This window comes from Bacillus coreaensis, assembly GCF_050586445.1.
Classification (GTDB): Bacteria; Bacillota; Bacilli; order Bacillales; family Cytobacillaceae; genus Robertmurraya_A; species Robertmurraya_A coreaensis.
Genome location: NZ_JBOCCY010000004.1, coordinates 317346 through 338466, shown reverse-complemented (window position 1 = coordinate 338466; position 21121 = coordinate 317346). Strand labels below are relative to the sequence as shown.

The following is a 21121-nucleotide window of genomic DNA, read 5'->3' as shown; positions in this document are numbered from 1 at the left end:
CCATAGATTTTGATTGTGCTCCAGAAGCTGCATTGAGCTTATTATAAGTGTTTAATGCTGCAATATTATGATTGATTTTCATTATTATTTCCTCCTTGAATTTTAGGTTTACTTCCTTGTAAACCACATAAAACAATAAAGATATAAAGATATAAAGATATAAAGATATAAATTAGGTTGGCCGCTCTAATACACCTCATATTAAGAATATCGGCAATTAGCGCAAATTGTTAAGTATTTTATTTAAAAAACTAATGTCTTTTCAACAACAAAATTGAATAGTGTTCGGTACTAAAAATAAAAACCCTCTAACGGGTTTTTACTAATTTATACTTTTTTTTCAAGAATACTAAGAAGATTGTGATGGGTAGTAGATGCTTGAACATTTTCATCTGAAATTTGGATGATTAACTCTTTTCGTAGAATATCCACTTCCTTAGGTGCATTTATCCCTATTTTTACTTGGTCATTTTTTATTGATAATATGGTTACCTCTATGTTATCTCCAATTTTTACCGTTTCTCCAATTTTTCTGGTTAAAACAAGCATCTACTTTCACCCCTTTTCAATTATTTTGTGCCTACTCGTATATTTTGTATCATTTAAAATTACTTGTTTTCCCAATTTATTTTTACTATTAATTATGACTGGTGCCTGTAAATTTGCAGTTGTATTTTCAAATGGATCATGAATAGTTAATATTGTATATACAATTATATCATCTGGCGACGAAAGTTTAAGCTGATAAATAGCATTATCGTCTAATGAGAAGTCATAGTCTGGAAAATAGTGAAAAGGATTTATAAGAACAAAGGCAAGCCCAGCTGTGCTCACTGACTGTAAGATCATAAATGTTTCATCTTGCTCGAGTGGTAAAATAATAAATTTCTCTTCATCTATAAAGCCAGGAATCCCATGTTCAAATGTCAATACCTGCTCTTCTGTAATTTCAATTAACCCATGATATTTAGTTTGTAACTGCATTTAATCATTCCTTTTAAATTAATATTTCATAATTAGTGCCAACATATTTTAAATTTTCAAAATCTATTGATAGAGAAGAATGGCTTCTTAGTAATATATCAACATTTCCAGGTTGGTACTCAGTAACAGGCCTATTGGCAGTATATTTAATAGTAGGTTTGTTGGGTTGAATATCAACATTTATACTTCCAGAATCATAGGATGTAACTACCGAATTAGGACTTGGTATAAATCCAATATTAAATTGATACGGTTGTTTTTCACTATTTCTCTTTGCTAGTGTAGCAATCGGGTTACCACCATTTTCAATTTTCATTAGTTCTTCCCCATCACTAGTTCTTCTAGCAATACCCTCTAATACTGATTTCCTACCCTCCTGAGCAGCATCTTCAACAGCCCTTCTGACTGACTTATAACCAACATCTTCCCTAGCTTTTGTTTGGTCTATCGTAAGTTTCCCTGGAACACGAGTAATATTCATGGTAGCCATAGGTTGTTCAATCTGTAAATCTCCTGGAATTTGTTCTATTAATAATTGAGCTGGCGTAGTATTTATTTCTATTTTTGCAGATGTTGTTTGCAACCGTATTTGCGGAATATTCATACTTTTATCACCACCAAAAACTGTTATAAAAAAACTGACCGCTAAATAGCTGGTCAGCCGCAATATAATCGGTCGTATCTGGACTATCTCCTAACTTATTTTAATTTAAAAAGTCCATTAAACTAGGTTGTATAATTCTAGAACCTACACTTAGTGCAGCACGATGAATACTCTCTTGAACAGTTAACTCTGTAATTACTCGTTCTATATCAGCATCTTCATTATCTGAAAGAACCCTATTAGCAATAATTTCTTGTTGATCAATTCTCGATTCAACCATCTCTAGTCGATTATAACGAGCTCCAAGTTCGGAACGTTCTGCAGACAAGGTGTCTAACTGTTTATCTAGATCCTCAAGAAGTGTGTTTAAGTCACTACTTCCGGTGCCATCTAGAAATTTTTGAATTTCATGTAAGGTATCAAAAGTCTTTTGTCCAAAGACGTTCTCCGGATTGATATTTGCCTTTAAAGAAATACCCCTTGAAACTTCTACTGTGTAATCCATTGTATTTAATGTTACCTGTGGAGCATTTGTTCCACCGTCAGCAACAGGTGGGTTAGATGTATTTGTTCCATTAAATATATATCTTCCACCCACTTGTGTGTTTGCTACAGTCATTATGTCCTTTTTAATTTGTTCAACTTCTGTTGCAATCGCAATTTTATCTGTTTCAGAAAGTGCTCCGTTTAACCCCTGAACAGTCAGTTCTCTGACACGTTGTAACCCTTCGTTAACTTGTTCAATACCAGCTTCTGAGTTTTCCATCCAAAGATAAGATTCAGAAAGATTTCGCTTATATTGCTCTACCTCTGAAAGATTTGATCGGTAGTACATTCCCTTCATAGCAACTACTGGATCATCCGAAGGTCTAGTAATCTTCTTCCCAGTGGCAAGCTGATCCTGGTATTTACCCATTTGTTTATAGCTATTACTTAAGTTCTTAAGGGAATTTGATGCTAACATTCCTTGTGTTACACGCATTATTTATCCACCTACCTTCCTGCAGTACCCATACCGTTAATTATTTTATCAAGCATTTCATCCTGTAATGTAATCATTCGAGCAGATGCATTGTAAGCATGCTGGAATTGAATCATATTGGTCATTTCTTCATCTAATGAAACAGAACTTACTGACATGCGTCTTTCTTCAACCGCTTGACGAAGTGTGCCACTGTTTGTTGATAGTCTTGCGGCTTCTTGCGAGTCTACAGCCATTCCACCTACCAATACTTCATAATAATTTCGGAAGCTAGATTCTGTGTCATTACCATATTTAAAAGGCTTATTAATAATATCGGCTAATGCTTTAATATTTGTAGCATCACCTAGTGTTGGATTCCCCTTACTAGCTGTTGCAATATTGTCTAGACTTGCCATTATCTCATCCGATACTTGCAAACGAGAAGCCATGCCCTTTTTGTTCGTAATATCAACTTCTCCATTTTCCGTGTCAGAAAAGAAAGCCGGTGTTTCATCCGTTGATCCGTTAATTTGATTGGGAGTAGCCCCAGCCTCATGCTGAAGATTGAACTGATAGGCAAACATAAAAGCCATATTGTCTAACTCCGCAAGCATATCCGGATAAACTCCTGTTACTTCACCTGAGGAGGTTTGATAACCATAGGACTCAACAATCGCTTTTAGTTTTCCAGTTGAACTGAATGCCTGAAAATCCGCCTGTGTGGATCCGAGTTGTATCGTTTTTACCGATTCATCGGTACCGTTAAAATTAACCGTGAGCTTATTAAAGCCTGTCCCATTTACTAGCTGACCCAAACTAGCACCATTTGCATCTAGTAAAGTAATATTAACTTTCCCTTCAGCAAGTGTAGATGCATTTCCACCGCTTGACGTGTAATCCACTTTAATATTAACAAGTGACGATAACTGATCAACCAATCGATCACGCTCATCGTATAAATCATTAGGTAACAAACCATGTGGCTCTACACTAGCTATCTGGTTATTGATATTATTAATTTGCTCAGATAAAGAGTTAATCTCTTTCTCAGTAACTGTAATTTCATTTTTCAAGTCTGCTCGAATACTGTTTAATGAGCTTGCTAGATAATTAAATGTTTCCGTTACTGCAACTGCACGTTGTCTCACTACTGAACGTGCTCCAGGGTTACTCGGGTTCACTGCTAAGTCCTGAAGTGATTGCCAAAACTGGTCCATTGTTGCAGAAAGTCCGCTATCAGACGGCTCGTTCATGATTTCTTCCATCTTCGTATACGACTCTGCACGAGCTTCCCAATACCCTAACTTGTTATTCTCCGCACGGTATTGCACATCAAGGAAGCTTTCTCTCACTCGTTGAACCGAACCAGCCTCTACACCCGTTCCCATTTGGCCTGGAAGCTGGGGCTTATTTAGGCCCACATTCGGATAAGGTTCTGTTTGTGTGAAGTTAACACGTTGTCTTGTATATCCTGGTGTGCTTGCATTCGCGATATTATGACCTGTCGTGCTTAGAGCACTTTGTTGTGTAAACATACCTCTACGGGCTGTTTCTAACCCCATAAATGTTGATCTCATGTTCGCGCCTCCGTTTTTTAGGCTTTTCGATTGAAAAGGGAATTCGATGTGGACGGTCCGGACTGTTTAGGTGGTCCATAATTGAATTCAGGTGTTTTTGGGTAAAACATGTCTAATGACATTTGGACAAATTGTAGTGATTGTTTGACGAGCTCTGAATTTAACTCATTTTGCTTTTGAAGTTTCTGCGCAACTTCTAATAGCTCCTCACGCAAATCAGCAAGCTTGTCCTTTTTTAAATCATCTATATATGTTAAACAAGTAGAAATTGTAAAGTTTTCTTCCTCTACATGAAAAGGAGTGAGAAAATTTCTCACAACCTGTTGTCTTACTTGTTCGAATTTATTTATGTTAGGTAGTAGTTTTTGTTCTTCTTTAATGATAGTGTTCAGGGCATCAATGTCCCCTTTTTCAATAACGGTCGTTTTTTGATAGGCTTTTTCAAGCAAACTGTTATGCAGGTCAAGTAGCCTTTCCATGACTGTTACTAATTGATCAGCGGACATCAAAGCCCCTCCTCCCTATATTTTAAAGTAGTTAATGATACTAGATGCAGTTGCAGTAGCGTTTGGCTTGTATGTTCCGTTTTGAACACTTAGCTTTAGCTCTTCAACCTTCTTTTGACGAGCAGTATCTACTTGAGAAATCTGCTGCATTTCTTTTGCTGCGGAAGAAATCTCAACCTTATCCGCTTTAGCAGTTGTTGTGTTATTGACTTTATCAAGTTTGTTGATTGCTTTTTTATATGGATTAATTCCTGTTGTACCAATGTTGTTGATTTTCATGTATATCCATCTCCTTCAAAGTCCGTTCCAACTTCTACTAGTATTATCGGACATTTCGAAGGTTATTTTAGCATTTATTTTAAAAATGTATCAAAATAACTAATATATAGGTATTTAATCCTATTTACCTTATAGTCTTATTTGTTGTAAAGTATGTGGCTTGTTTTTCTCGCTTTCGTAGTTCTTCTTTAAAAGCCTCTTCTTGTTCGTGTTGTTCTAAATCTTTTTTTATTTCTAATGCACAAGGCTCACAAAGTTTCCCGGTACGTATAATAGTCCCACATTTATCACAAGGATAGCCTAGATTAGGAAATTGTGTTACCTTCAGACGACCAGAACGGATGAACTTTAACAACAGATCTTCCTCAATTCCTACAGCTTCTACGACCTGCGACATCGTTGCTGCTCTATTTTCACGTCTTCTCATAAATTTGGACACTTCATCGTAAGCCTTCTCTTCTTCCTTCCAGCAATTTTGACAAACATCACGAAATTGATTTTTTACATAAATATCCCCACAGCTAGGGCAAGTTTCTATTTGAGACATTTCATTTTCCCCTTTTTAAAATAAGTCGATAGACTCATTATAGCTTGTCGATTTGTGTAAGCATATGAAAATTATTTGGAAGTAAATGTATTCAATCGGTCGTTTGATTGAAGTGGACGTAAACCTTGAGGCTCTTATGGTGGGGTGATTTCAATCAAACGTTTGATTGAATTTTACAACTGCTGCATTTTGTTGAATATTGTCGCTAACCTCTCGCTACCGTAAAGGATGAAACCGATAATGCCCCTTCCCTTTTCAAAAGTTTACCTGCGTGCAATACCGTAGAGCCTGTAGTATATATATCGTCAACCAACAACACTTTCTTACCGACAATTTCTTCCTTACTAGCTATTTCAAAGACATTTGAAAGCTGAATTCTTTCTTCTCGTGACTTTTTCGATTGTTTTTCTGTATGAGTACGTTTTAAAACAAATGTTGGTGTTAATCCAGCCTCCAAAATTAATGCTTCCGCTTGATTAAATCCTCGTTCAAATAATCGCTCATTACTCAATGGTATTGGGCTAAACAAATCGTACTCTTTAATCACTTTTTTTAGACCTTTACAAAGAAATTTCGAAAGCACATAGTCTCCACGAAATTTATACCGACTAATTACTCCTTTTAGAAATTCATTGTATTCATAAAGAGAGACATTGCGTTCTAGAATACCTTGCCACTCTTTGTCTTCCTCCCAGCGAACACAATCGTAACAAAACTCACCTTTACGAAATTCTACCGCTAAGCCTTCATAAGGTCGACTACATCGAACACAGCATTCTCCATCAATAGGTACAAGCTGTTTTGTACATTGCTCACAAAACAAAACCTCTTTCTCCCTAGAAAGCAAACTCCCCCAACCTATGGACAAATTGATTCCCTCTCCACAATAAAGACACCTCACTCGTCAACCAGCCCCTTCTCTATAGCTTCTTTATTCATAGAAACGATCTGACCTTTTGCCTTTTCCATTGCCTGTGTCCTGCCATTATGAAAAAAGGTCACATTGCCAAACGGTTTATCTGCACTTCGTCCGACTCTTCCAGCAATTTGAACAAGTGCCGATTCAGTAAAAATCCGATCTTCAGCACCAAGAACAGCCACATCTAGACCAGGAAATGTTACTCCCCTTTCAAGAATGGTTGTTGTTACAAGCAACGGAATCTCCCTCTTTCTCATCCTTAGTACCTTCCCTTTTCTTTCAGGATCCTCTGAATGGACTGACTCAATCCTTTCATCAATCACTTGTAGCAACGGTAATACCTTAGCCATCCACTCAACAGTAGGGATAAATACTAGCATAGGTGTACCCACTAACAAGCGCTGTTCAATCCAACTTTGCAATTTCGAAGGTAACCAACCTTTCTCGACCACCTTCTCCCAGTTCCCACACCAAACAAACTCAGGAACAGGCAACGAACGACGATGAAAACGAGCAGGAATTGTAATAAAATCCCTCTTCCCTCTCTGGCACTCCCTCTGCCAATTCTGACTAGGAGTAGCCGTCAAATATATCAAACTCGAATTAACCATTCGAGCATTTTTCACAGCAAACTGAAGCATCGGATCCACAGAATAAGGAAAAGCATCCACTTCATCAACAATCATCACATCAAACGCTTGATAAAATCGTAATAACTGGTGGGTAGTAGTAATCGTTAAAGGGGAAAACTGATGGCGGTCATCTGAACCACCGAATAGAGAGGCAATTTGTATAGAGGGAAACACGGTCTGTAATCTTGGAGTTAGTTCTAACACAACATCTGTACGTGGAGTAGCGATACACACTCGCTTACCACTAGCAAAAGCCACTTCAATTCCTTTAAAAAGAAGCTCAGTCTTCCCAGCACCACACACCGCCCAAACGAGCAACTCTTCATTATGAGATATAGCCTCCACCACTCGATCCGAAGCAACATGCTGACCATCCGACAGAGAACCATTCCACTGAAGAAGAGCAGCATCTATCTCGGGTAACTCACCACTCCATCCATACAAAGGCGTACACTCACTCACACGCCCCATCATAATACATGCACGACAATAAACACACTTCTTCCCACATCGAACACAAGGAAACTCAGCAAGTAACCCCTTATCACTATTGCCACACCGATTACAACATGCACGACCTTTCTTATCAAACAAAATTCCAGGTCTTTTAGAAATTAAAGGAGAATCAACCAAATTCAAATTATCACCTCATTAACAAATTTTCAAAAAACGCCCGAAAACTATAAACACCATTCCAGCAATCGCTGAAATGGCGTCAAATAATAATAAGATATAAGTTCAGTAACCAAAAAATTATTTTTTAACCCACCCAAGTCCCATAGAGCCCTCACCTAAATGCGTACCGATGACCGGTCCGAAGTAACTAATCACAAATTCAACGTTTGGAAGCTCAGCTTCAAGCTCTTTCTTCCATTCATTTGCTTCCTGTTCACGGTTGGCATGAATAATCACTGCACGATATTCCTCACCCGCAGATGCTTCAGCTAACAAATCTACCATACGGCGCATTGCCTTTTTACGGGTACGAATCTTTTCAAACGAAACAATTTTCTTGTCCTGAAAATGAAGAAGTGGCTTCACCTGCAACAAGCTTCCGATTAACGCCTGCGCACTAGATAGTCTTCCTCCACGCTGCAAATGGGATAAATCATCCACCATAAAATAGGCGTACAACGTTTTCTTCATTTCATCGAGCCTTGCTATGATTTCCTCCGGCTCTTTACCTTCTTGGGCCATTTGCGCTGCCTCTAGTACATAAAAACCTTGAACCATGCAGCTAATTTCCGAGTCAAATGCAAACACATCAATATTCTCTACCATTTCTCCAGCTGATACTGCCCCTTGAAAGGTGCCGCTGATCCCGCTTGATAGGTGGATGCTGACCACCGAATCATAGTCTTTCGATAATTGTTCGAATAGCTGAACAAACTCACCAACGGGTGGCTGTGACGTGGTTGGAAGCTCGCGATTCTTTACCTCTTCGAAAAATTCTGAGGCGGTAATCTCTATTTCTTCACGATACGTCTCAGTACCAAATATCACACTTAAAGGAATCATATGAATATCAAGCTTGTCACGCAGGTCTTTCGGGATGTACGCGGTACTATCCGTTACAACTGCCGTTTTCATATAAAAGTAACCACCTTTGTTTTTCTCTACTATATGTCTCAAGCCTATTTTATATGAAAACTATACAAATTGCATTACCTACACGCCCGTGAGGGAAATCTTAACTCGCATCCTTTAAGCCCCTACGCTGTATTTCTTCCAAAATGAGATCAACAAATCTCGTATCCAGTTTATAATTTAATGCCTTGCTATATACGTTAACTAAATCCTCATCTGATAAAATACCCAGAGATGCATTAATGGAAAACACCTCCATTTATACTAGTTTAAGTAGTATTATAAGCAAAAACACCTATTTGTAAAATGTTTTTCACTACTTTGTCAAAATTGGAAATGCTTCCAAATGAAAAAGAGGCACCCGTCTATTATATTTTAGACAGATGCCCCAACACTTATATTTTATCGAACCTCAACCCAGCCCTTTTTAATAGCTTCTACGACTGCTTGAGTACGATCATTTACATTCATTTTTTGAAGAATATTACTCACATGGTTTTTAACCGTTTTTTCACTAATAAATAAAGCTTCACCAATTCCACGGTTACTCTTTCCGTCTGTTAACAACTGAAGAACTTCACACTCACGACGAGTTAATAAGTGAAGTGGACGGCGAATTTCGGTAGCTCCCACATAACCTCCACCGCCTTCACCTGCTAATCGACGGTATTCTCTTACTAGATTATGTGTCACTTTCGGATGTAAATAAGAACCTCCATCAGCCACTACCTTTACCGCTTCTACCAATGCATCTGCATCCATTTCCTTTAATAGATAGCCACTAGCACCTGTTTGAAGCGCATGTGTTACGTAGTTTTCATCATCATGAATGGAAAGAATGATCACTTTGGATTCAGGAAATTTCTCAATCAATTGTCGAGTGGCTTCCACACCATTCACATCGGGCATATTAATATCCATAATCATTACGTCTGGTTGATACTCTTCTGCAATCGTAACGGCTTGGTTACCATCTTCGCCTTCAGCAACCACATCAAACGTTTTTTCAAAATCTAATATTCTTTTGACACCTTCTCTAAATAATTGGTGGTCATCAATAATGGCAATCTTTGTAGTCATTTCTCTCAGCCTCCCTAAGCCTATTCAATAAATTAACTCTCTAATGGAACTTGGATAATGACAATCGTTCCTCGCCCAATTTTGGAATCGATGGAAAGCTGTCCTTGTAGAAGCTCCACTCTCTCTTTCATTCCTAATATTCCAAACGACTCTGGTTTGTCCAAATTCATATCAAAGCCTTTTCCGTCATCTTTTACTACTACTGAAATACTATTTCGTGTCAGCTCGAGTTTTACTTTTATTTCATGTGCTTCTGCGTGTTTGATGGCATTTTGGACAGATTCTTGTACCAATCGAAATAATGCGACCTCAAACTTGGCTGGTAACCTTTTTTCATTCCCCAAATTAACAAAACTAATTTTTGTATCACTATGATACTCTTCGATCGTTTGTAGGTATTTTTTGAGGGTAGGCACTAAGCCTAGGTCATCAAGTGCCATCGGACGAAGGTCATAGATAATTCTACGTACCTCATACAATGCATTTCGCACCATCTTTTTTAAATTTTTTATCTCACCCATGCCTGCTTGTTCCCCATGCTCACGGAAAACACGTTCAATTAAATCCGAGCGCATCATCACATTTGCCATCATTTGAGCAGGACCATCATGGATTTCACGAGACACTCGTTTTCTCTCTTCCTCCTGAGCCTCTATAATACGCAAGCCAAACTCCTGCTTCTGCTTTGCGTCCTCTAATACTTCACCGACTTGCTTGAGATCACTCATCAGATAGTTCATCACGACGGAAATTTGAGAAACTAGATGCTCAGCTCGGTCAATCGTTTCCGTCAGACCATGTAAACGGCGTTCAATATCGTCACGGCGATCACGAAGTTGTTTCTCCATTTGCCGCTTCATTGTCAATTCCATTTGGAGCTGATGAGCTTTTTCATAAGCATCGCGAACCTCTGCCTCGGTATAGTCCTTGAAGTGCATGCTTACTTCAGACAATCTTTTCCGAGCAAACCGTGATTGCGTTTCAAGCTTATCGCCATCATCAATCACTTCAATGACCATTCGCTTCACATCTTTTAGTTCATCTGCGAGTGATTCATAATCCTTACGGCACTGCTCTCCTATACGGAAAATCTCATCCTTACTCGTACCGACCGTCTCTATCATTTTCTCAAGGATAAAATCAAGTGTCTTTATATCAAATTTTTTCTTCAACATAATAATTCCTCCAAGGGTCCCATTTTCCCTTTCGGCTTTGATATTATTTTAGCTTGATTTAGATAAATATACTATCTATTGGTGGCGAAAAAACTGTCGAAACACAAGAAAATCGTTAAAAAGAACGAGATTTTTTTATATAAATGTGCAATTTATCCTAGATCCTTTATTTATTATTCATTACTATTTTATTACCCAAACAGTAAATAAATTATGCTGAAATAATAGAATCAGATAAATTAATTCACTTTCTTATTATAACATGTGAAAAAATTACATAGATTAAAGTTTGTTTACATTACAAACACACTAATTACACACAGTACATAATAACTATCAATAATTTCCAATCATATTCAAACTTTATAAGTAATGGTATTCAGCAATCCGTTTTAGCTCTTCTGCACGCGTTTCAATAAAAGTCCTCATATATCTCTCCAGAAATAATTTATCTGCAATGACGCCCACTGGCCCCAATGGAGATTTATATTCAAACTGATCGATCATTAACGTACCATTAGGTTCTTCAACAAATTGGTGAGTGTGTACAAACGAATGAAATGCCCCCTTCACCATTACATCAACAAACATATTAGGCTTTTCCATTACGACTACTTTAGCTGTTAACCTCTGTTTGACACCAAAGTGTACCGCTTCCCAAGTAACAGTGTCTCCTTGTTCAAGAAGTCCTTTCGTTACACCCCCAACTGCTATTTCATTTGTCTTAGAAGTTGTTTGAGTATGAATATCTACATTTCTAGCTAGATCAAAACAATATTCAATAGGCGCTTTAATAAATTGTCGATACCAAATAACTGGCATACAAGAATCCCCTTTTCAATCATTTCTTAAAGAAATCCATCCAAGAACCTTCTTTCATAAATATCCTGTTTTAACAATTTCAGTTCTCAATCAATTTTACCATAGTCCACAATTAACATTAATTAAGAAGTGTACCTCGATTTATTTGTCGAGGAAGTCATTTTAGAATTATAATAAATGAATAAATATCAGATACGATTGGATTTACGAAAGGAATGGTAACTATGTTGCCCTCATATTTAACCGTAAAAGGCTATGGTGAAAATGAAATTAATATAGAAAAATCACGTTTTATTGCACATATAGCTAGAGCAGAAACAGAGGAAGAAGCTATAGGTTTCATTCAAACCATTAAGAAAAAGCACTGGAATGCCACACATAATTGTTCGGCCTATTTAATTGGTGAGCATGATCTAATTCAAAAAGCTAATGATGATGGAGAGCCTAGTGGAACAGCAGGTGTACCTATATTAGAGGTGTTGAAAAAAAGAAGGTTAAAAGACACCGTAGTAGTGATTACACGTTATTTCGGAGGTATAAAGCTAGGTGCTGGCGGACTTATACGTGCCTACGGAAAAGCGACATCTGAAGGATTAAATGCAACAGGGATTGTAGAGAGGAAGCTAATGCAAGTAATGCATGTCAAAGTTGATTATACATGGCTCGGTAAATTAGAAAATGAACTGAGAGCTTCCATTTACGAGATAAAAGAGATCCATTATTTAGAAGCAGTTGAAATCGAAGTGTTTGTCAATGAAGCAGAAACACAGAAGTTTGTGGATTGGATGATTGAACTAACTAATGGTCAAGGAAACATCACAACTGGAGAAACATTGTACCAAGAAACACTTATTTAAAAATAAAGGCTCTTTTCTAAAACATTGTTGCTATATACACACTTTTTAGGAAATTAACTATATGTTTCAACGGCTAAGAAAAATTTTTTCATTCTTAGAAAAGAGCTCCTCTCCAAATAGACCAATATACACAGCGTTATTCGGGGAAAAATCAGGCATTTGGGATTTTTCCAGAACAACAAACTTTACGAAAACAGCCAAAATAAAAGACCCTCCTAAATCTTTTTCTGGAGGGTCTTACTTATTTTATTTTATTTTTCTTTTACATTTACTGGTCTAAATCCTCTTATTAGATTTAATAGAGGTTTGTAATCTTCACGTACTAATCCAATCTTTTCAACAAACAATTCAATTGCTACAAGAATCGCTAGAAGAATTACTGTTGAGCCCCACAGCGTTGCTTGCGAGAAGATAAAAGCAGCTAATCCAAACACAGCACTCATTGCATAAATTAATAGCACTGTTTGTCTGTGTGTATAGCCTAGTCGTAACAAGCAATGGTGTAAATGCGACTTATCTGGAGCTGATAAAGGCTGCTTATTCACTAATCGTCTAACGATAGCAAACAAGGTGTCTGAAATTGGCACTCCAAGAATAATGATAGGAATAACCAAGGAGACAAATGTAACTCCTTTAAACCCTAATAGTGATAGAACAGCGATCATAAACCCTAGAAAAAGTGCTCCTGTATCACCCATAAAAATCTTTGCTGGGTGAAAATTATACAGAAGGAATCCAAGACTAGAGACAGCAAGAATAAGCGCCATTATCATGACATAGGAATTCCCCATTGTAAAGGCCATACCAGCAATAGTGAATAATGCAATAGTCGATACGCCAGCTGCTAGACCATCCAATCCATCAATAAGGTTAATTGCATTTGTAATTCCAATGATCCAAATCATAGTGATAGGAATACTAAGGTAACCAAAGTCTAATTCCCCACCAAATGGAAGGTTAATGAACTCTACTCTTATATCTCCGACAACGACTACAATCAGCGCTGCCACAATTTGACCTAATAACTTTACTTTTGGTGAGATCTCTTTTACATCATCAAAAACACCCGTTAAGATGATAATAATACTACCTAAGATAATTGGTAGGTGAATACTTCCATCCAAGTTAAAAAAGGCAATGAGGTATGAATCACTCGGTTGAATGATTACTACACCAATTAAGAAACTTATGAATATTGCCAAACCACCGAGGCGAGGCATAATTTTTTGATGAACTTTTCTTTGATTAGGTTTATCAGTAGCACCGATAACGAAAGCGAACTTTTTTACGACCGGTGTTAGGAGTATTGCAGCTAAAAAACAAATAATTAAAGTCAAATACACAATATGCCCCTCCATGTTTATATCATTATCTATTTCGTAAAGAAAAATGTAAATTTATTTTCTTTTTTGTCGGATAAAGGAAGAATTTATGGGCAAAACTAATTCCTAGTGAATTATATCATACACCTCTTCCAAATTGGAACCAAAATTTTTAAAAGCATTTTTTGAAAAGGTATTCATTTTCTCTCTATATCTTTATTACTCCTAATTTGACGAAGGTAGGAAAAAAAAGTTTCTCGTTTCACAAATATTTAAATTTTCTGATATTAAAACATAAAAATACAGCCTGCGGATTTTAATCTCCGCAGGCTGTATTTTTATGCTAACTCTTTTAAATAATCTTGTAGTGCTTCCTTCCAATCACGAAGCGGGGTGAATCCTTGTTCTATAATTTTCTTTTTACTTAAAACTGAATATTTCGGTCTTGCAGCTGGTCGTGGAAACTCATCTGATGTTAGTGGATTTACCTTTATATCCAATCCAGCTTGATGAAAAATTTCGACCGCAAACTCATGCCAAGAGCATACACCTTCGTTAGAAGCATGATATACTCCATATTTTTCTGATTCAACTAGTTCAACTAAAAACCGAGCTAAATCAACTGTATAAGTAGGAGAACCAACTTGATCGTATACAACCCCTAACTCTTTTCGGTCCTGCGCAAGCTTTAACATCGTCTTAACAAAGTTATTTCCGTTAATTCCATATACCCAAGCTGTTCTCACAATATAGAACTTGTCCAATGTTTCCTGAAGAAGTTTTTCACCTGCAAGCTTTGTTTCACCGTATACTCCTAGAGGCTTTGTTGGATGATCCACTTCATATGGTTCTGTACCTGCTCCATCAAATACATAATCCGTGCTAACGTAAATCATTTTCGCATCTACTTCTTTTGCTGCTTCAGCAAGGTATTTAGTACCTAGTGCATTTACCTTATAGGCACCTTCTTGATCTGTTTCCGCCGCATCAACGTTCGTATAGGCAGCACAATGGATGATCGCCTCGGGCTGTAGGTTTTTGACATAATTTGAAACTGCTGACTCATCAGTAATATCTAACACAGAACGATCAACACCAACCGCTTCATGGCCTTTTGACTTTAGTTCTTTTACTACATCAAAACCAAGCTGTCCACTTATACCAGTAACGAGAACTAACATTACTCAACCTCTAAGCGATCTGCATATTGAGATTTAAAATAATCTTGGTAATCACCAGAGATGATGTTCTCCCACCACTCCTGGTTTTCTAAATACCACTTGATTGTTTGTTCAATACCAGTATCAAAGTTATACTTCGGTGACCAGCCAAGTTCTGTGCGAAGCTTCGTTGCATCGATGGCATAGCGACGATCGTGACCAGGACGATCTTTAACGAACTTCATTAGTGATTCTGGCTTGCCTAAATGCTTAAGAATGGTTTTAACAATCTCGATATTCGTACGTTCATTGTTTCCACCCACATTGTACACTTCTCCGTCACGACCTTTGTGAAGAACAAGGTCAATAGCTTGACAGTGATCTTCTACGTGTAACCAGTCACGAATGTTTAAGCCATCCCCGTAAATCGGAAGCTCTTTATCATTTAATGCATTGATGATCATTAATGGGATCAACTTCTCAGGGAAGTGGAATGGTCCATAGTTATTAGAACAACGAGTAATGTTTACTGGTAGTCCAAATGTTTCATTATACGCACGAACGAGTAAATCCGCTCCTGCTTTACTAGCACTGTACGGACTATTAGCCGCAAGTGGCGTTTCCTCTGTGAAGTAACCTGTTTCTCCTAAAGTTCCGTATACTTCATCAGTTGATACTTGAAGGTATTTCGTTACTTTGTACGTCTTAGCAGCATCTAAAAGAGCTAAAGTCCCTTGAATATTCGTTTGTACGAAAATTCCTGGATCTGTAATACTGCGGTCTACGTGAGATTCAGCTGCGAAGTTCAACACATAATCGAACTTTTCTTCTTTAAAAAGACCATCAACAAAGTCACGATCAGCAATATCTCCACGAACAAACTTGTAGTTAGGAGCATTTTCAATGTCCTTTAGATTCTCTAAATTACCTGCATACGTAAGCAAGTCCAGGTTTACAATCGTATACTCTGGGTATTTATTAACCATGTAGCGAACAAAATTGCTACCAATAAAGCCCGCACCACCAGTTACTAATAATTTCATATTAAAATCTTCCTCCTATTCCTCGTAAACAAAGTTCAAATGTGTCGCTTCAGCTAAAACAGGATGCTTTGTATCTTTTTCTGACAAGATTGGGTTAGTAGTAGGCCAATCAATGGCAAGAGCCGGGTCATCCCATGCAATACCGCCGTCGTGCTCTGGCGAGTAATACTCGTCCACTTTATAAGCAACGGTAGAATCAGGTACCAATGTACAGAAACCATGAGCAAAACCTTTTGGTACTAATAGTTGACGTTTATTATGCTCAGAAAGAACAACACCAACCCATTGACCATAAGTTGGAGATCCTTTACGGATATCAACAGCTACATCGTAAATGGCTCCAGTCACACAACGAACAAGCTTCGTTTGTGCCTTCGGATTAAGTTGAAAATGCAAACCTCTGAGTGTATGTACAGGAGCTGATAAAGACTGGTTATCTTGGATAAAATCAAAGGTTAAACCAAACTCATCATACAAATGTTTATTATAGCTTTCCATAAAATAACCACGGTGATCACCGAATACTTTTGGCTCTAGAATTTTTACTCCAGATAATTTAGTTTCAATAACTTTCATTTTATATACCTCTCTTAACAGATTACTTTGTTTGATTAGCGATCTTAATTAAGTACTGACCATATTGATTCTTTTTAAGTGGTTCAGCAAGTTCAATCAACTTCTCTTTTGTAATATAACCCATTTTATAAGCAATCTCTTCAAGACAAGCAATTTTTAAGGATTGTCTTTTCTCAACCGTTTCAATAAATTGGGATGCTTCTAATAACGAAGCATGAGTACCAGTATCTAGCCAAGCATATCCACGGCCAAGTAACTCTACATTTAATTCGCCCATCTCGAGGTATGCTTTATTCACATCGGTAATTTCGAGCTCGCCACGTGGAGAAGGTTGAATATTTTTAGCAATATCCACTACACGGTTATCATAGAAATATAACCCTGTTACCGCATAATTGGATTTAGGATCTTCTGGCTTCTCTTCAATCGAAACAGCCTTACCTTCTTCATCAAATTCCACAACACCAAAGCGCTCTGGATCATTAACATAATATCCGAATACTGTTGCACCTGATTCTCTTGAAGCAGCTCTCCGTAATTGCTCGGTTAATCCGTGTCCATAGAAGATATTATCTCCGAGAACTAGAGCTACACTATCATCCCCAATAAACTCGTCGCCTAAAATAAAGGCTTGTGCTAGTCCACCAGGGTGAGGTTGAATTTTATATGTAAAGTTCATTCCTAAATCAGAACCATCACCTAAAATTTGTTCAAAACGTGCAGTATCTTCCGGTGTGGAAATGATCAAAATATCTTTGATTCCTGCTAACATAAGTACTGAAAGTGGATAATAAATCATTGGTTTGTCATAAACTGGTAATAACTGTTTTGAAACCACTTTTGTTAATGGATAGAGTCTCGTACCACTTCCACCTGCAAGGATAATTCCTTTCATTAATAACCAACTCCTCTTATTTTGAGATAAGTAATTACACGACAAGCACCTTCCCCATTATAAAGAAGGTTAATCAAAAAGAATACAATGATGTCAAATTTTTAATGAAAAAGTAAAATAGCTTTTCGCAGAAAATGTTAAAATACCTAGTTTTTCAATAACATATCCAAATACAATCATTTTATTTATCCCTCCTACTATGAAAAGAAGACCTTCTCTAAATAGGGAAGATCAAACTTTTCAATCTACAGGAGCTTTTACACTATAAAGTTAGAAATTTTTTAAAAGTACAATAGGCTATTTGTTTGTTTTTCACCAATAACACCTGTTTTAAAGCCCTTTTCAAAAGCTGAAAGCGATAAGCAGAAAGGAGCTCTTTCTTGTAATTCCGGTAGAAATTCATCTCCGACTTTATGATACTCTCATATCGATCTAGACTAACTCTACTATAGTCCATAACAGATAGTTCATGCTCCAGGGTAACATCTAAGAGTAGCACTTTGTTGCCCCTTGAATATATTTCATAAAACAGCCAATGATCTAAATAGTCAAGGGAAAATTCAGTATTAAAACCACCAATCTCATTTAAGAAAGAAGTTCGAATCAACGTTCCTGAGTTAATCGCCATTACTGGTTCTTCCTGGATACCAACAACTGGCCTTTCTCCCTGAAGGGGACGTAACGAATGACTAAACACTGGTGAGATCATGGTACCCTCACAATTAACAACAGGGACAATCCCCGAGACAGTTTTATCCACTTCTTCTATTGTCATTACAGCATCCACGTATTCCTTTGTAATCTCTGTATCGTGATCGAAAAGAAGTAGCCATTCACTGTTATTGGACTTCGCAACCGACCATCCAACATTATAAGCTGTAGCAATCCCTAAGTTTCTTGCATCATGCATATAAGTAATCTTTACATGTCCATACGTCGAGGCATCAAAAGATTGTTCTACAGGACTATTATCGTACAGGATGATTTCCAATTGGTCGAGATTGTGCTCTGATGTAAATAGGCTAGACTTTAGCGTTTGAAACGTCTTACTTTCCTCTATTAACTGTTTATAGAGTACGACAATGATTGTCTTCTTCATACTCATCCCTCTTTTACCGGTGATTCCTTCCAGTTTTGTGACAGAATTAACAAAACAAGAAAGAAACTAATACCAATTGGATTATTAATAAATGGATTAATATTTGTTACTAAGAGTACACCTATAAAGGCGGCCATTAAGGAAATTTCTAGTGTATGAAGCTTACCTGTTTTCTTATACCCAACATAGTAATTATAAAATACAAGGAGGAAAAGAAAAAACCAGATCGCTAAACCAATTAACCCTTGTTCCACAAGAATATCAAGGAAGCTCATTTCAATCCCATCTAATCTTTCAGCAATTTCCATACCATACCCTGTACCGAAAACAAGATAGATCGGATTATCTAATAAAATTTCCTTCGAATCCACAATAAATTCCAGTCGTGCATTAACACTTTCATCATTAATTTGTGGTACTTGATCAACAGTAATATCATCCGCTGGATCAATAATTATCGTATCTTCATTAAATCTTTCTAAAGTCATGTGTTTATATAGAAATGGGAGCACACATACAATCATCATTAGAATGATGGTTTTTTTAACAAACCACTTCGATTGGAAAAGACTCTTGAGCTTATTTGATATCCCATTAAACTTATCTGACACTACTTTTGCATCTAATATTACTAGCATAAAGAGACTTGCCATTAATGCGAGTAAAAATCCTCTTGTTTCTGACCATAGAACAGAAACAGTTCCCAAAATAACAATTGCGACATCAAGCTTGGTGTATTTCTTATTTAACACATCATTCAATGAAATAATTAAGGCAATCATTACAAACAAATGACTCTTATAAAAAACACTATTACTTGGTCTAAAGAAAAGATCATCATTCATAATCCAGTTCATGAAGTTATAAAAAGGGGCAAAATTAGCACTAAAGATCGTTTTCCCCAATAAGGACACGATAATCGTAAATATCGCAACCACTAATGCACTTGGTTTTAATATGGAAATAATACGGCTTTTTGAAAACCTTTCTCCTGAAAGATAATAAGCAAGTGGGAAATAAGCGACAAAATAAGATACCCTGAAAAAATCCATTACAATTACGGAAAGTGGGTGTCCATTAATGAAGCCTATTAATGCACTAGCAACAAACCAAAATAATAAAGCATATATACCAATTGTGACTGGATTCAAACGAAAAAATGTATTCACACGAAAGTTTAGGTAAGCTTTATCTTTTATAATTCGATAGATAAATGTAGCAATTAGAAGTAAAAATAGAACTTGGCGAATGGATAACACTCCAAAATCAATCAATCTGCCTCCGCCACCAACGAATAGCTCTATAAATATAATCGTTAGCAATACTTTTTCAAACCCATTCATTATCGTACCTCTCCTATTCTAAATCGAACATACTATTGAACTAACAACCAGCAACCTCACCAATTAAGCACTCGCTGAGAATTTTTGATATACCTCTTTAATGGTAACCTTTTTATACTTCAGTGCTCTATTCTCAATTACATACCACGACATCACTGCAAGAACCAGTGTTGGTGGAAAGGAATATAAGAAGTTTTGAAGTGGAGTGATCTCATTATTAAATAGAGAAGTCACCACCTGCTGAATTGGAAATGCGTATATATAAATTCCGTAGGAGAAGTCACCAAACTTCCCAAAGTTATGCAAGCGTAATCTCGTTTCAAAAGCTAAAAAGAAAATAAGATACCCACCAAAAATCGTAAAAACAAATTCGAAATAACCAAGATTCGCTGTTAAGATCAGGACTACTAGTGAAACTAGGGCAAGCATCACATTCATTTTTATTTGTTTTCTAAATAGATAAAAGACCATCCCGGCACTAAAATATCGAAACAGGTCTGTATAAAAGCCACCTTTTCCAATAAAGAAAAGGGCTGAACTAAGAAGAAACCCTAATAGCACAATTCTTCTATCTAACAGTTTCGTTACACCTAAAGCAACAACAACGATATAAAAGAAAAACTCATACCATAATGTCCATAAAGATCCATTCACTGCTCCTGGCCAAATATTTTCAGCGAACATACCTGGAAGATCAAACTGAAGCCAGTATAATGTGATCACTTTAAAATAGTCGTATGTCTCACGATTTCTAAAGTACTCAGAAAGACTTAAGTCCGTAAAGATAGGTCCCAACACAAATACGGTTAAGAGGACACAAAGAATTAGCCCTGGAAATATCCGTAAGGCTCTCGCTTTCATATAATTAATAGCGTTTCTAGAACGATCAAAGCTTTGGGTAATAAGAAAACCACTAATAACAAAGAATATACTTACCGCAAACTCTCCATAAGTCATCTGCCCTTTAGTTAGAATGGCAAAAGGCTCTGAAGCATTATTTCCGGTTGTTAAAGGATAAGCATGTGAAAAAAGAACAAGTGTTGCAGCAATAAAACGAATAATATCTAAATTATTTTTACGAGCATCTAAGCTCTGTTCTATATAATTCCCCTTAAATAACAATTGGCATCCACCTTTTCAATTTTATTTT

At 36.9% G+C, this 21121-nt stretch carries 24 protein-coding genes; 1 reads left to right on the top strand and 23 read right to left on the bottom strand.

What is annotated here, in order from left to right; translation table 11 throughout:
* Window positions 1-327: 327 nt before the first annotated feature.
* From csrA to ACQ5H4_RS09160, 15 genes are all read right to left on the bottom strand, one after another.
* Window positions 328-549, bottom strand: a complete 222-nt coding sequence (gene csrA, locus ACQ5H4_RS09230) for a carbon storage regulator CsrA (RefSeq protein WP_430774649.1) — start codon at window positions 547-549, stop codon at window positions 328-330.
* Between the two features lie 6 nt (window positions 550-555).
* A complete protein-coding gene (gene fliW / locus ACQ5H4_RS09225) occupies window positions 556-984 on the bottom strand; it encodes a flagellar assembly protein FliW (protein WP_430774648.1) in 429 nt (142 codons plus the stop codon).
* A gap of 13 nt (window positions 985-997) precedes the next feature.
* The gene (locus ACQ5H4_RS09220) at window positions 998-1588 is read right to left on the bottom strand and encodes a DUF6470 family protein (RefSeq protein WP_430774647.1); all 591 of its coding nucleotides are present in this window, start codon (window positions 1586-1588) and stop codon (window positions 998-1000) included.
* A 100-nt stretch (window positions 1589-1688) separates the two neighbouring features.
* Complete coding sequence (gene flgL, locus ACQ5H4_RS09215; protein WP_430774646.1) at window positions 1689-2570, bottom strand: flagellar hook-associated protein FlgL; 882 nt, start codon at window positions 2568-2570, stop codon at window positions 1689-1691.
* Window positions 2571-2581: 11 nt separating this feature from the next.
* Window positions 2582-4129 carry a flagellar hook-associated protein FlgK gene (gene flgK, locus ACQ5H4_RS09210; RefSeq protein ID WP_430774645.1) on the bottom strand — a complete coding sequence of 516 codons (1548 nt, stop codon included), beginning with the start codon at window positions 4127-4129 and terminating at the stop codon, window positions 2582-2584.
* 17 nt (window positions 4130-4146) lie between these two features.
* A complete protein-coding gene (locus ACQ5H4_RS09205; RefSeq protein ID WP_430774644.1) occupies window positions 4147-4635 on the bottom strand; it encodes a flagellar protein FlgN in 489 nt (162 codons plus the stop codon).
* A gap of 15 nt (window positions 4636-4650) precedes the next feature.
* Window positions 4651-4914 carry a flagellar biosynthesis anti-sigma factor FlgM gene (flgM, locus tag ACQ5H4_RS09200; protein WP_430774643.1) on the bottom strand — a complete coding sequence of 88 codons (264 nt, stop codon included), beginning with the start codon at window positions 4912-4914 and terminating at the stop codon, window positions 4651-4653.
* Between the two features lie 124 nt (window positions 4915-5038).
* Window positions 5039-5461, bottom strand: coding sequence for a TIGR03826 family flagellar region protein (locus ACQ5H4_RS09195; RefSeq protein WP_430774642.1), 423 nt, complete (start codon window positions 5459-5461; stop codon window positions 5039-5041).
* Window positions 5462-5666: 205 nt separating this feature from the next.
* On the bottom strand, window positions 5667-6284 hold the full coding sequence (locus ACQ5H4_RS09190) for a ComF family protein (protein WP_488592167.1): 618 nt from the start codon (window positions 6282-6284) through the stop codon (window positions 5667-5669).
* A 74-nt stretch (window positions 6285-6358) separates the two neighbouring features.
* Window positions 6359-7651 (bottom strand): ATP-dependent helicase ComFA, encoded by a 1293-nt coding sequence (locus tag ACQ5H4_RS09185; protein ID WP_430774640.1) that lies wholly within the window; start codon window positions 7649-7651, stop codon window positions 6359-6361.
* A 114-nt stretch (window positions 7652-7765) separates the two neighbouring features.
* Entirely contained in the window at window positions 7766-8602 is an 837-nt protein-coding gene (locus ACQ5H4_RS09180; protein WP_430774639.1) for a DegV family protein, read from the bottom strand.
* A 100-nt stretch (window positions 8603-8702) separates the two neighbouring features.
* Complete coding sequence (sda, locus tag ACQ5H4_RS09175; protein WP_430774638.1) at window positions 8703-8858, bottom strand: sporulation histidine kinase inhibitor Sda; 156 nt, start codon at window positions 8856-8858, stop codon at window positions 8703-8705.
* A 143-nt stretch (window positions 8859-9001) separates the two neighbouring features.
* Entirely contained in the window at window positions 9002-9679 is a 678-nt protein-coding gene (locus tag ACQ5H4_RS09170; RefSeq protein ID WP_430774637.1) for a response regulator, read from the bottom strand.
* A gap of 32 nt (window positions 9680-9711) precedes the next feature.
* Window positions 9712-10854: a sensor histidine kinase gene (locus ACQ5H4_RS09165; RefSeq protein ID WP_430774636.1), complete on the bottom strand. Its 1143-nt coding sequence runs from the start codon at window positions 10852-10854 to the stop codon at window positions 9712-9714.
* A gap of 363 nt (window positions 10855-11217) precedes the next feature.
* Window positions 11218-11676, bottom strand: a complete 459-nt coding sequence (locus ACQ5H4_RS09160) for an SRPBCC family protein (RefSeq protein ID WP_430774635.1) — start codon at window positions 11674-11676, stop codon at window positions 11218-11220.
* A 224-nt stretch (window positions 11677-11900) separates the two neighbouring features.
* Between ACQ5H4_RS09160 and ACQ5H4_RS09155 the strand changes: the two genes are divergently transcribed.
* Window positions 11901-12533 (top strand): YigZ family protein, encoded by a 633-nt coding sequence (locus ACQ5H4_RS09155; RefSeq protein ID WP_430774634.1) that lies wholly within the window; start codon window positions 11901-11903, stop codon window positions 12531-12533.
* A gap of 251 nt (window positions 12534-12784) precedes the next feature.
* On the opposite strand, the gene ACQ5H4_RS09150 is transcribed toward ACQ5H4_RS09155, so the two are convergent.
* From ACQ5H4_RS09150 to ACQ5H4_RS09115, 8 genes are all read right to left on the bottom strand, one after another.
* Window positions 12785-13879, bottom strand: a complete 1095-nt coding sequence (locus ACQ5H4_RS09150) for a glycosyltransferase family 4 protein (protein ID WP_430774660.1) — start codon at window positions 13877-13879, stop codon at window positions 12785-12787.
* Window positions 13880-14193: 314 nt separating this feature from the next.
* On the bottom strand, window positions 14194-15036 hold the full coding sequence (gene rfbD / locus ACQ5H4_RS09145; RefSeq protein ID WP_430774633.1) for a dTDP-4-dehydrorhamnose reductase: 843 nt from the start codon (window positions 15034-15036) through the stop codon (window positions 14194-14196).
* Window positions 15036-16058: a dTDP-glucose 4,6-dehydratase gene (gene rfbB / locus ACQ5H4_RS09140; protein WP_430774632.1), complete on the bottom strand. Its 1023-nt coding sequence runs from the start codon at window positions 16056-16058 to the stop codon at window positions 15036-15038. The genes rfbD and rfbB overlap by 1 nt, the downstream gene beginning before the upstream one ends.
* A gap of 15 nt (window positions 16059-16073) precedes the next feature.
* The gene (gene rfbC, locus ACQ5H4_RS09135) at window positions 16074-16634 is read right to left on the bottom strand and encodes a dTDP-4-dehydrorhamnose 3,5-epimerase (RefSeq protein ID WP_430774631.1); all 561 of its coding nucleotides are present in this window, start codon (window positions 16632-16634) and stop codon (window positions 16074-16076) included.
* A gap of 22 nt (window positions 16635-16656) precedes the next feature.
* Window positions 16657-17529 (bottom strand): glucose-1-phosphate thymidylyltransferase RfbA, encoded by an 873-nt coding sequence (gene rfbA, locus ACQ5H4_RS09130; RefSeq protein ID WP_430774630.1) that lies wholly within the window; start codon window positions 17527-17529, stop codon window positions 16657-16659.
* A gap of 262 nt (window positions 17530-17791) precedes the next feature.
* A complete protein-coding gene (locus ACQ5H4_RS09125; protein ID WP_430774629.1) occupies window positions 17792-18628 on the bottom strand; it encodes a glycosyltransferase in 837 nt (278 codons plus the stop codon).
* Window positions 18629-18630: 2 nt separating this feature from the next.
* A complete protein-coding gene (locus ACQ5H4_RS09120) occupies window positions 18631-19971 on the bottom strand; it encodes an O-antigen ligase family protein (RefSeq protein WP_430774628.1) in 1341 nt (446 codons plus the stop codon).
* 63 nt (window positions 19972-20034) lie between these two features.
* Complete coding sequence (locus ACQ5H4_RS09115; RefSeq protein WP_430774627.1) at window positions 20035-21093, bottom strand: acyltransferase family protein; 1059 nt, start codon at window positions 21091-21093, stop codon at window positions 20035-20037.
* Between the last annotated feature and the right edge of the window lie 28 nt (window positions 21094-21121).

What these genes read in the sequence shown, in the direction of transcription:
- csrA (WP_430774649.1), bottom strand. Translation starts at nt 549, where the DNA reads ATGCTTGTTTTAACCAGAAAAATTGGAGAAACGGTAAAAATTGGAGAT.
- fliW (WP_430774648.1), bottom strand. Translation starts at nt 984, where the DNA reads ATGCAGTTACAAACTAAATATCATGGGTTAATTGAAATTACAGAAGAG.
- ACQ5H4_RS09220 (WP_430774647.1), bottom strand. Translation starts at nt 1,588, where the DNA reads ATGAATATTCCGCAAATACGGTTGCAAACAACATCTGCAAAAATAGAA.
- flgL (WP_430774646.1), bottom strand. Translation starts at nt 2,570, where the DNA reads ATGCGTGTAACACAAGGAATGTTAGCATCAAATTCCCTTAAGAACTTA.
- flgK (WP_430774645.1), bottom strand. Translation starts at nt 4,129, where the DNA reads ATGAGATCAACATTTATGGGGTTAGAAACAGCCCGTAGAGGTATGTTT.
- ACQ5H4_RS09205 (WP_430774644.1), bottom strand. Translation starts at nt 4,635, where the DNA reads ATGTCCGCTGATCAATTAGTAACAGTCATGGAAAGGCTACTTGACCTG.
- flgM (WP_430774643.1), bottom strand. Translation starts at nt 4,914, where the DNA reads ATGAAAATCAACAACATTGGTACAACAGGAATTAATCCATATAAAAAA.
- ACQ5H4_RS09195 (WP_430774642.1), bottom strand. Translation starts at nt 5,461, where the DNA reads ATGTCTCAAATAGAAACTTGCCCTAGCTGTGGGGATATTTATGTAAAA.
- ACQ5H4_RS09180 (WP_430774639.1), bottom strand. Translation starts at nt 8,602, where the DNA reads ATGAAAACGGCAGTTGTAACGGATAGTACCGCGTACATCCCGAAAGAC.
- sda (WP_430774638.1), bottom strand. Translation starts at nt 8,858, where the DNA reads ATGGAGGTGTTTTCCATTAATGCATCTCTGGGTATTTTATCAGATGAG.
- ACQ5H4_RS09170 (WP_430774637.1), bottom strand. Translation starts at nt 9,679, where the DNA reads ATGACTACAAAGATTGCCATTATTGATGACCACCAATTATTTAGAGAA.
- ACQ5H4_RS09165 (WP_430774636.1), bottom strand. Translation starts at nt 10,854, where the DNA reads ATGTTGAAGAAAAAATTTGATATAAAGACACTTGATTTTATCCTTGAG.
- ACQ5H4_RS09160 (WP_430774635.1), bottom strand. Translation starts at nt 11,676, where the DNA reads ATGCCAGTTATTTGGTATCGACAATTTATTAAAGCGCCTATTGAATAT.
- ACQ5H4_RS09155 (WP_430774634.1), top strand. Translation starts at nt 11,901, where the DNA reads ATGTTGCCCTCATATTTAACCGTAAAAGGCTATGGTGAAAATGAAATT.
- rfbD (WP_430774633.1), bottom strand. Translation starts at nt 15,036, where the DNA reads ATGTTAGTTCTCGTTACTGGTATAAGTGGACAGCTTGGTTTTGATGTA.
- rfbB (WP_430774632.1), bottom strand. Translation starts at nt 16,058, where the DNA reads ATGAAATTATTAGTAACTGGTGGTGCGGGCTTTATTGGTAGCAATTTT.
- rfbC (WP_430774631.1), bottom strand. Translation starts at nt 16,634, where the DNA reads ATGAAAGTTATTGAAACTAAATTATCTGGAGTAAAAATTCTAGAGCCA.
- rfbA (WP_430774630.1), bottom strand. Translation starts at nt 17,529, where the DNA reads ATGAAAGGAATTATCCTTGCAGGTGGAAGTGGTACGAGACTCTATCCA.
- ACQ5H4_RS09125 (WP_430774629.1), bottom strand. Translation starts at nt 18,628, where the DNA reads ATGAAGAAGACAATCATTGTCGTACTCTATAAACAGTTAATAGAGGAA.
- ACQ5H4_RS09120 (WP_430774628.1), bottom strand. Translation starts at nt 19,971, where the DNA reads ATGAATGGGTTTGAAAAAGTATTGCTAACGATTATATTTATAGAGCTA.